The sequence below is a fragment of the uncultured Clostridium sp. genome, assembly GCF_934754915.1.
In the GTDB taxonomy this organism is placed as follows: Bacteria; Bacillota; Clostridia; order Clostridiales; family Clostridiaceae; genus Clostridium.
The window spans coordinates 1-10,700 of sequence record NZ_CAKVKB010000115.1 but is presented as its reverse complement, the minus strand read 5'-3'; the positions used below and the strand labels follow the sequence as shown (position 1 = coordinate 10,700).

11 protein-coding genes are annotated in these 10,700 nt (G+C 28.3%); all 11 read left to right on the top strand.

What is annotated here, in order from left to right; all coding sequences use genetic code 11:
* The first annotated feature begins 123 nt into the window (after positions 1–123).
* Positions 124–513 carry a hypothetical protein gene (locus tag Q0F58_RS14420; protein ID WP_294377965.1) on the top strand — a complete coding sequence of 130 codons (390 nt, stop codon included), beginning with the start codon at positions 124–126 and terminating at the stop codon, positions 511–513.
* A 197-nt stretch (positions 514–710) separates the two neighbouring features.
* Positions 711–1,154 (top strand): GNAT family N-acetyltransferase, encoded by a 444-nt coding sequence (locus tag Q0F58_RS14415; protein ID WP_294377963.1) that lies wholly within the window; start codon positions 711–713, stop codon positions 1,152–1,154.
* A gap of 334 nt (positions 1,155–1,488) precedes the next feature.
* A complete protein-coding gene (locus tag Q0F58_RS14410) occupies positions 1,489–2,631 on the top strand; it encodes a ComEC/Rec2 family competence protein (protein ID WP_294377958.1) in 1,143 nt (380 codons plus the stop codon).
* Positions 2,632–2,787: 156 nt separating this feature from the next.
* Entirely contained in the window at positions 2,788–4,557 is a 1,770-nt protein-coding gene (locus Q0F58_RS14405) for an extracellular solute-binding protein (RefSeq protein WP_294377955.1), read from the top strand.
* Positions 4,558–4,593: 36 nt separating this feature from the next.
* On the top strand, positions 4,594–5,475 hold the full coding sequence (locus Q0F58_RS14400; RefSeq protein WP_294377952.1) for a carbohydrate ABC transporter permease: 882 nt from the start codon (positions 4,594–4,596) through the stop codon (positions 5,473–5,475).
* Positions 5,476–5,488: 13 nt separating this feature from the next.
* On the top strand, positions 5,489–6,184 hold the full coding sequence (locus tag Q0F58_RS14395) for a glycerophosphodiester phosphodiesterase (protein ID WP_294377949.1): 696 nt from the start codon (positions 5,489–5,491) through the stop codon (positions 6,182–6,184).
* Between the two features lie 27 nt (positions 6,185–6,211).
* The gene (locus Q0F58_RS14390) at positions 6,212–6,667 is read left to right on the top strand and encodes a hypothetical protein (RefSeq protein WP_294377947.1); all 456 of its coding nucleotides are present in this window, start codon (positions 6,212–6,214) and stop codon (positions 6,665–6,667) included.
* An 85-nt stretch (positions 6,668–6,752) separates the two neighbouring features.
* Positions 6,753–7,763, top strand: a complete 1,011-nt coding sequence (locus Q0F58_RS14385) for a CehA/McbA family metallohydrolase (RefSeq protein ID WP_294377944.1) — start codon at positions 6,753–6,755, stop codon at positions 7,761–7,763.
* Positions 7,764–7,945: 182 nt separating this feature from the next.
* Positions 7,946–8,647 carry a GntR family transcriptional regulator gene (locus Q0F58_RS14380; protein ID WP_294377941.1) on the top strand — a complete coding sequence of 234 codons (702 nt, stop codon included), beginning with the start codon at positions 7,946–7,948 and terminating at the stop codon, positions 8,645–8,647.
* An 88-nt stretch (positions 8,648–8,735) separates the two neighbouring features.
* On the top strand, positions 8,736–9,350 hold the full coding sequence (locus Q0F58_RS14375; protein WP_294377939.1) for a hypothetical protein: 615 nt from the start codon (positions 8,736–8,738) through the stop codon (positions 9,348–9,350).
* Positions 9,351–9,655: 305 nt separating this feature from the next.
* The coding region (locus tag Q0F58_RS14370; RefSeq protein WP_294377936.1) for an SAM-dependent methyltransferase at positions 9,656–10,700 on the top strand (1,045 nt) is incomplete at its 3' end.

Here is a 10,700-nt window from a genome sequence, read left to right as displayed (position 1 = left end):
AGATACAATGAAAAAGGAATAAAACATAAGATTTTATAATTTTTTATAGATTTTTATAAGTTTTTAGTAACGGCTTTGGAAAGTAATAAACCATCTGTAGTTAGGCTTGGAAAGAATTGCATAATGAAAAAAAGTGAACTATTTGATAAGGATTCTTTAAATAATAGGTATAATAATTGCAATAATGATTATACAAAGTCAGCAATAGCAGAAATACTTTGTAATGGAAATGGATGGTCGAGTCTTTTATATGGGTTAAGAATTATTAAAGATAAAAACAGCTTAGGATATAGTATAGGATTATATTATGTGGAAAGATGGATATCTTCTAAAAAATTATATTTTAAGATAGATAAAGACACTGGAAAAGTCAGTCATTATAGTTTATCAGAAATAAATAGAGATACAGCAGAAGAACTTTCAAAATTAATAGAGGAAAATGGTTCGCTTTTAAAAGAAGATGATAGAAATATAATCAGGGGATTGATTTTAAATTATAAGGACAGTGCGTAAAATAGAATTAGAAATATATAAATTTAAAATTCAAGTATAATTTGAAAATAAAACTATACTTGAATTTTTTTTGTTTAAATTTTAATTATAAGAAAAAATGAATTATATGAATAGATTAATTGTAATATTTTTTAAAAGGACGATTAATGTACTAAACTCATAATTATGATATACTCATACAGGGGCTGGTGATATGTATGGAACAGTTAATAGTGAAAAAATTAGAAGATTATATGATTGATGAATGTATTGAAGTTTACATAGATACTTTTTCAAAAGAACCATGGAATGATGAGTATGAATCAAGACAACAGGTTGCAGATTTTTTTAATAATCATTTAAAGAACAATTATTTTCTTGGATATGTTGGAATTGTTAATGAAAAAATTGTAGCATTGAGTATTGGAATGAAAAAGCCATGGATTGAAGGGGTTGAGTATTATATAGATGAATTTTGTGTAAGTTACTCAATGCAAGGACAAGGGATTGGCAGTGAGTTTTTGAAGAAAATTGAAAAGATGATTAAAGCAGAAGGAGTTTATGGTATGCTTTTGAATACTGAAAAGGAATATCCTTCTTACGAATTTTATAGAAAAAATGGGTTTAAAAGAATCAATGACTTGGTTGTCTTAGGAAAATAAAAGCAAGGATAACATTGAAAAGTACATTTAGGAGGATGACATGATAAAAAAATATTATTTGATTTGGATGATACTCTGTTTGATTTTCATAAAGCAGAAAAAATAGCACTTAAAAAACTTTAATCTTCAGACATTCAAGGTGGAAAAAATGCAGGAATTACTACAGTATGGTATAATCCTCATGATAAGATTAATGATTCTGATTTAATTCCTGATTATAGAATTAAGAAGCCTTCTGAGTTAAAGGATATTATAAAGGAGTTGTAATTATTAATGTTGTGATACAAAGGTATAGTATCATTTTAGAAAGTGTTGAAAAGAGAGGATAGTATTGATGAGAAATATCAAAAAATTAATAAGCATTTTTATAATATTTGTATTTTCATGTATGATGATTTCATGTTCAAAAAGCAGTCCAGCCAGTATGGATGGTGAACTTAAGGTTCATTTTATAGATGTTGGTCAGGCTGATTCCATACTGATTCAACATGGAGGAGAAAACATGCTTATAGATGCAGGAAATAATGATGATGAAGATACTTTAAAAAACTATCTTGGAAATCTTGGAATTACAGAGTTTAAATATGTTGTAGGCACCCATCCTCATGAGGATCATATTGGTTCCTTAGATTATATTGTTAATTCTTTCAAGATAGGAAAAGTATATTTTCCTAATACAACTGCAACAACTAAGACATTTCAAAATTTAGTAAAAGCAATGAAGAATAAAGGAATGCAGTTTACTTCACCAAAAGTAGGAGAGACTTTTTATCTTGGAGATGCAGAATGTACAATACTTGCACCAAATGGAAGTGAATATAAAGATATTAATAATTATTCAATTGTAATAAAGATTAAGTTTGGGAATAAGTCATTCTTATTTACAGGAGATGCAGAAGATGTTTCAGAAAAAGAAATGATTGATAAAGGACTTGATTTAAAGGCGGATGTTCTTAAAGTTGGACATCATGGAAGCAGTTCATCTTCAACTGATGCATTTCTTGATGCTGTAAAACCTCAATATGCTGTTATAAGTGTTGGAAAAAACAATGACTATGGTCATCCTCATAAAGAAACCATGGCTAAGTTAAAAGACAGAGGTATAGAGGTTTACAGAACTGATGAAAGTGGAACTATAGTTGCATCATGTGATGGAAATAATATTACATTTAGTAGTAAGCCATCTGTTGAAGGAAATAATATTTCATCTTCAAAAATAAATGATTCATCACAAAACAGTTCCCAAGGTTTATCTGCAGATTCAAATGAGAAAAGTGAAAATGTACATACTGAATCTGTTAAAAATGACAATCTAGAAAGTGGAAATTTAAGTTCTTCGACAAGTGTGTGGGTGTCTAAAAATGGAAAGGTATATCATTTGGATAAAGAATGCAGCAATATGAAAAATCCTAAAGAATATACACTAGAGGCAGCTAAAAATAAAGGACTTAAGCCATGTTCTAAATGTGCTGCATAGCATAATAAGTATATATAATCCTTCATAAAGCATTGTAGCTTTTATGAAGGATTTTTTTACATGCATTTAACAGCAGCAATATATTCCTTTAACAAATACACTGTAAAATAAAATCTGTCAGACAGCTTCTGAATAATAAGAGAAAAACACAGGGAGGTGTTATTTATAGAAGCAGTAACTTTAAAAGAAAAAGAATTTGAAGAAGAAAGAAGAGATATAAAGATAAGAATAGGAAAAATACAAAAAGGACAGATTTTAAAATTTTCAGGATTAGTAATTTTGCTCATATGGACACTATTTCCAATATATTGGATGATATCTCTGGCAGTAAGAAAAAAGGAGGAATTCAGTAGCTCTTTAGGAATTATTCCAAAGTCATTTACATTAGATAGTTTCTATGATTTATTTAAAAGCAGAAATTTTATGGAATCTGTAAGCAATAGTATGGAGATTACAGTTATTTCACTTATATTTTCTCTTGCCTTTGGTTTTTGCTGTGCATATATACTTGCAAGACACAGATTCAGGTTTAAATTGAAAGGAATAATGCTTTTGTGGGTGCTTTTAATAAGAATACTTCCTCCAATAGCATTTGCACTTCCTTTATATATCATGATGAATGAAATAGGAATATTGAATAGTAAGATTCCAATAATTTTATCTCATATTCTTATTAATATGCCATTTATAATCTGGTTCATGATAAGCTTTTTTGAAAATCTGCCAGAAGAGCTTGAAGAGAGCGCAGAAGTTGATGGAGCAACAGAATTTCAGATTTTTACGAAGATAGTTCTCCCACTTGTTCTTCCAGGAATTGCAGCAATAACAATATTATCATTTATGACATCATGGAATGAATATTTATATGGAGCCATATTCGTACAGAGTCCATCTAACTTTACTATACCTCTAAATCTTGCAACTTTAAATGATGCAGTTAACAAGGAAGGTGAATATGATCTTACAATGGTTGATGATCCATGGATGCCTGAATTTTGTGAAACAAAAATATTAGAAGATTTAACTTCAATGGGATATAAAGAAGATGATGATTTTGTAAAGAAATCCCTTGATGTTGGAAAAAATCCATATGCAACAGGAGATGTTTATTCGCTTCCTTTTTCAGGAAATGTACAATTTCTATTTTATAATAAACAGCTTCTTGAATCTAAAAATCTAAAGATTCCAGAAACATGGGAAGATGTACTTAATATTTCAAAAGAAATAAATGGCAAGGATAATAAAGTCGGATATATTATTCGTGGCCAACAGGGAAATCCAATAGTTTCAGATTATCTTCCACTATTATGGGCTTATGGAGGAAATGTTTTTGACAAGGACTGGAATGTAACTGTAGATTCAGAAGAAGCTAAGCAGGCATTAAACATGTATTTAGAATTGTTAAAAAATGGTGCAAATTATGAAAAGAATGATATAGTATCTGCTGTTTCATCTGGAAATGGAGCTTTAAGTTTAGGATGGCCATCATGGTATATTTCAGGGGAAAGTTCAACTGCTGATTATGCTGCAATTCCTTCAAAAGTAAATGCATCATCAGAAGCGCATGATACAGGTATGATAGGAAACTGGATGATGGGTGTTACTGCAAATTCAAAGAACAAAGAAATGGCATTGAAATTCCTTGAATATTTAACAAGTGCAGAAGTTCAGAAAGAAACTTTGGATAAAGGTGCAGTACCTACAAGAACAAGTGTCCTTCAGGATAATGAACTAAATAAAAAATATCCTTACTTTAAAACACTTCTTGAAGCAACTGAAAATTCGGTAATTCGTCCAAGAACAACTAAATGGTCTGATATTGAAAATGCCTATGGAACAGAATTGTCAAATGCAGTATCTGGAACTAAAACTGTAGATCAGGCACTTGCAGATGCAAAAACTGCAATAGAAGCAATAATGAAATAAATGTAATTTGAATGTGATTTTAGGAGTTTGATATTTATGATGAACAGTAAGAAAATTTTTACCTGCAAAATGCTGGCACCTTCTACAATTCTATTAATGGCTTTGAGTATTTTTCCTCTTATATTTATAATGTACTACAGTTTTACAGATTATTATTTTCTGGACAGAGCAGGTGTAAAATTTATAGGAACTGAGAATTTTAAGAATATAGTAAATGATACATATTTCAAACAGGCTGTATATAATACAGTAAAATTTACAATTCTTGCTGTTGTATCTGAAATAACACTTGGACTGATGATGGCATTGTTTATAAATAGCTTAAATAAAGGGAAGAAGACTGTGAGAACTTTGGTTCTTCTTCCAACTCTTCTTCCACCTGTTACAGTTGCACTTGTATGGCAGATAATGTTTTCAAATAATTATGGAATAATAAATGAATTTTTGAGTAAGCTTGGAATAAGTCCTGTAAACTGGCTTATGGATGTAAAAACAGCATTTTACGCAATACTGACAATTGATATATGGCAGTATTCACCTTTTGTTTTTCTTCTGATATATGCAGCACTTCAATCTGTACCAAAAGGACAGTATGAAGCAGCAAAAATTGATGGGGCAAATCCATGGCATAGGTTTATATATATAACAATTCCCAATATATCAAAAGTTATTGGAATGGTAGTACTATTAAGGACAATTGATTCAATACGTCTTTTCGATAAGGTAAATATACTTACAAAGGGAGGACCTGCAAATTCAACAGCAACAATAACTCAGTACATCTATCAATATGGTGTTAAGGGATTGAAGGTAGGTTATGGTTCAGCTGCTTCACTTATCATGGTAATGATTGTTCTTATTCTTGCAGTATTTCATATAAGACAGATTTATGGAAAGAATGAGGAAGAAAAGTATTAATGAGGGGATATAGATGATTATGATAAAAGAAGACAGAATAAATATAACAGCACATGCAGGATGTATGAACACAAAAATGGATAGCATTGAATCTGTAGAATCTGGAATTAAAAATGGAGCAGATATTATAGAAATAGATCTTAATATAAAAGATGGAAGGCTTATATTAAGTCATGATATTCCAAAAGATAATATGGAATATGAAAAGTTTGAAAAAGTTCTGGACATAATGAATAAGTATGGAAATGCTGAACTTAATATTGATGTTAAGGATGTTTCTGTACTTGAAGCATTAAAAGATATGATTTTGAAGTATGAATTAATGGACAGGATATTTCTTACTGGACTTACTTATGAAAATATTTCAGATAATAAAGAAAAGCTTTATGGTTTTCGATATCTTGTAAATCTTGATGAAAGTGATTTAAAAAGGATTTTCATTTCTGGAAATAGTCGTAATCTAGATGATTTTGGATTAAAAAAAATCAGTGATAGTAAAGCTATAGGAGTGAACTTGAATTATAAATTAATATCTTCAGATATTGAAATTGCAGAAGAATTTAGAAAAAGAGATTTTCAGGTTCATGTCTGGACAGTTGATAAATTAGAAGATATGAAAAAATTACTGAAGTATAATATAAATTCAATTACAACAAACAAAGTTGATTTATTAAAAGAGTGTATAAATTCATATTGCCAATATAAATAATATGCGAATATATTAGAGGATAAAAATATGAAAGGAATTTTAAAAAGACAATTAACAATTTTAAAAAAAGATGAAAGCACACATAAAAAAATAAATATTACTATAGAAGATGAAGCAGAAAGATTAGAAATTAAATTTCGATATAATCCAAGAGTTACAACTGATGAAAATGATATAAATAATTCGTTTAAAAAAGAGATATGTGAGATGACAGAAGAAGAAAGGATATTTCTTAAAAACAGATATTTAAATGGTCAAGAAATTCTTAAAAATCTTGCAACACTTTCACTTTATCATGATGGAGATTATATTGGATGTGGTCACAGGGGATGTAGTGAAGAAAAAATAATTCTTTCTAAGGAGAAAAGCAGCCCAGGTTATAAAAAGATTTCAGATATTAAAGGAAAATGGGAAATGATAATATCACTTCATGGAATAAATACTGATATTATGAATATTTCACTTGAAGCAGAATGGATGTGACTACAGAAACAAACCTGATTTCAGTAAGTAAATTGGGTTTGTTTTAAATTATGGGAATTTTGGATTAAGGAAAGGGAAAATAAATATGAGTTATAGATGGATGAAGATTCAAACACATGTACATACTAAAAATTCAGATGGAAGCGATACATTAAAGGATATGGCATATGAAGCAGGAAAAAATGGCACAGATATAATTTTTCTTACAGATCACAATACTATGTATGGATACGAAGATGTTGAAAATATATATAAGGAAACGGGGATCAAAATAATAAAGGGAATTGAATACACAACATTTTATGGACACATAATAGCAGTTGGAGCCCCATATTTTAGATGGGAAACTTTGAGAGATGATTCTCTAAATGAACTTGCAGACCATGTACATAAATATGGAGGAATAATAGGAATTGCACATCCTATGGCAATTGGGAATCCAGTATGTACTGGAGGAAGATATAAATTTAGAAATACTGATTTCAACAAGATAGATTTTATGGAACAGTGGCATGGTATAATGAATAAACACAATGAACATGAAAAAAATAGAATATTCTGGATGAAGAGAGCAGAAGAAAAATACAAGATAACAACTTTATATGGAGGAGATTTTCATAAAAAGGAACAATTCAATGAAAGCGGAACTTTTAACTGGATACTTATAAACGAATTAAATGAAATTGAATCTGCATCAATGGAAGCAATAAAATCTGGAAGAATAATCATGTCTAGAGGACCTTTTATTGATTTATGTGTTAAAAAAGGAGAGAAAGAATATAGTACAGGAAATCAGATTAATATCCATAAAGATGAAAAGATTGTTTTTAAGATTGATATAGGGAACATAAAGAATAGTGATAATTTTAAAATTTATCTAACCAATAGCGTTCATGAAAATTTGAATGTAAATATTGACAAAAAAATTATTTCTATGCATGAACAAGTTCATATGAATAATAATATAAAAGTTATTAGAAAGTTTATTGAAATAAGTGTAGATGAAAAAGTTATATGGATTAGATTGGAAATTAGGGAAAGGAAGAGTGGAAAACTTATGGCAGAAACTAATCCAATATATTTTAATCATATTTAAATATGATTCATTTTTGTTAAGAAAATAGATTGTATAATACAATTTAAATTATAAATATAGACAATATTTTTCAAGCAGTTCATAATAGATATTTTAAGTATTAAAAATGTTCATTATAATTGTACATATATATTCTAAATATAATCTTAGTCAGACATGAGATTTTGAAGGGATTGATAAAAATGCTTTATTTAAAGGTGAAACAAAAGTTAGAAGATATGATAAATGAAGGCATTTATTCAAAAGGAGATAGACTTCCATCAGAACCTGTTCTTGCAAAACAGTTTAATGTTTCAAGGTCTACATTAAGAGAAGCTATAAAAATTCTTCAAAGACAGGGAATTTTGACTTCAAGAAATGGAGCAGGAACTTATGTAAACAGAAATACTGCAATAGTAAGTGATTCATTGAATGTGCTTCAAAGCACAGAAAAATTAATTGGAAATTCGGGATTTTCTGTTATGCAGTCACAGATGAGAACATACAAGGAAAAAATGAAAAATGAATGGAAAGAAAAACTTAATTGTGATGGAAATGCAGTGATAATTGAAAGAATTAGAAATAATGAGGATAGAGATTTTGCATATACATTCAATATAATTCCAGAACATATAGCAGGAAATTTTTTCGAAAATGGTGTTACAGGCTCTCTGCTTTTATTTTTGAAAGAAAATTTAGATATAAACATAAGTTATTCAGTAAGTGAAATTTGTATTCCAGATGGGAAAGAGGTATTTGATGAAAAAGCAGTAAAGAAATTAGGCAATAAGACAATATTGTTAAAACAGCTTCATTTTAATGACAAAGATGAACCAGTCTTTTATTCATATGATTATATGAACAATAATCATGTAAAACTTTTTGTAAGAAGAGACAGGGAATAATAAATTGAAAATACTTTTAATAATGGTATAAAATTCAATAAAAAGAATCCGATAAATATTATAATTAATATTTTAAGGAGGTACTGTCATGAATACTGTTACAGGTTTTGCTCGTTTGACTTTGTCAGAATCATCATTAAAAAAATCAAAAAATAAAAAGAACAGTAGATATTCCTTTTCAAAAAACAAAAAGAAAAGTACAAGTGATTTTCAGTCAGCAAAATATTTAAGTAAGATTGCTGCGGCTAAGTCACAACAACAGCTTGAAAATATTATGGGATCGTTAAAAGCAGAAGCATTAAAAGCTAAGAATTGTGAAAATTCGGCTGTCATTATAGCCGGTATAAATAAAGTAAAAGGAAAAGTTCAAACAAAAATAAATAATCTTGCTATTGAAAAAGCAATTGCTAGAAAGAGAAAAGAAGCTCAGCTACAAAACAAAATTGAAGAAAGTAAAAGAAAAGGAAAGATATTGAAAGTTAGAAAAAGAGCAAGGAAGAGACAAGAAAGTTTGGATATATATGAAGGCGCAAAAAATGATGCAGAGTTACAAAAAAATAATCAAAATGCCAGCTATGATGAAAACAATAGTTATGATATAAGCAAGTATACAGGGAATTCTGTGGGAGAAAATCTTGACAAAATTGCTTCTGATGATAAGGCATCTGATACAGGAGAATCTACAGTAGATGCTTCTGTATAAAGGTTTATAATATTTTTGAATAAGTTAAAGAAATATGAGTAGAAAATGCAGAAGAGAGTTATGTATAATATCTTGTGCATTTTCTTTTGTTTGATTTAAAACTGATGTAGAAAACTTATTGTTAAGAAAAATATGTATATGATATAATTTAAAAAAGTGAAAATATTTTTACCAAAGATAAAAATTAAAAGGATAAAAAGATTATAGAAAAGTTAAACGATTTTTATTCTGTGTTATATTAATATAATATGCTGTTGACATATTATATATATGTTAATAGAAGAAATGATAAGGTTGTGTTACGAATGGAAGAATTAAGAAATGCAGTGAGTGAAGTAGCTGAAGATAAGATAATAAAAGCTGTAATAAGCAATAAAATTAATAAAAATGTGAAATATAATAAAATAGTGTTTATGTTAAAAGAAAATAAAGGAAAGGAATATTATCAAATAGAAAAATTTACAGATAAGCAGGTATTTCATGAAAACATAAAATCAAATGAATTTATGAAAAAATTTGAAGAAATTATCTGTAATGGCTATAAACAGGCAGAAGCGTGGTCAGAAAATATCTCTTATAATTTGAGAATTTCCAAAAAGGGAAAGGTTCATCTTGGAAAGAAAAAAAGCAGTAATGAAAAAATGGCGAAAAAGAGTCACAATAAAGAAAAAAATTACATATTAAAAGAAGGAATGATAATTGAACCTTTAATAGATCTTGGGATTTTTACGAGAGAAGGAAAAGTTGTCAATTCTAAATATGATAAATATAAGCAGATTAATAGGTTTGTTGAAATAATTGATGATGAAATAAAGAAAAATGATTATAAAGAATTAACTATACTAGATTTTGGATGTGGAAAATCATATCTTACATTTGTACTTTACTACTATTTTGTAAAGATAAAGAACATAAATGTAAAGATGATAGGTCTTGATTTAAAGGAAGATGTAATTAAAAAATGTAATGAAATTGCAAAATCATATAAGTATGACAATCTTCATTTTGAACTTGGAGATATAAATGGATTTAAGTATAATAATAAAGTTGATATGGTAATAACTCTTCATGCCTGTGATACTGCTACTGATTATGCTTTATATAATGCTATAAAGTGGAATGCGAAGATGATATTTTCAGTACCTTGCTGTCAGCATGAACTGAATAGTCAAATGAAAAGTGATAAATTATCAATATTAACAAAATATGGTATAATACAAGAGAGAGTAGCGGCTCTTATGACTGATGCTATTAGAGGTAATATCCTTCAATATTGTGGTTATAAAACGCAGCTCCTTGAATTTATAGATATTGCACATTCACCTAAAAATATATTGATAAGAGCATGTA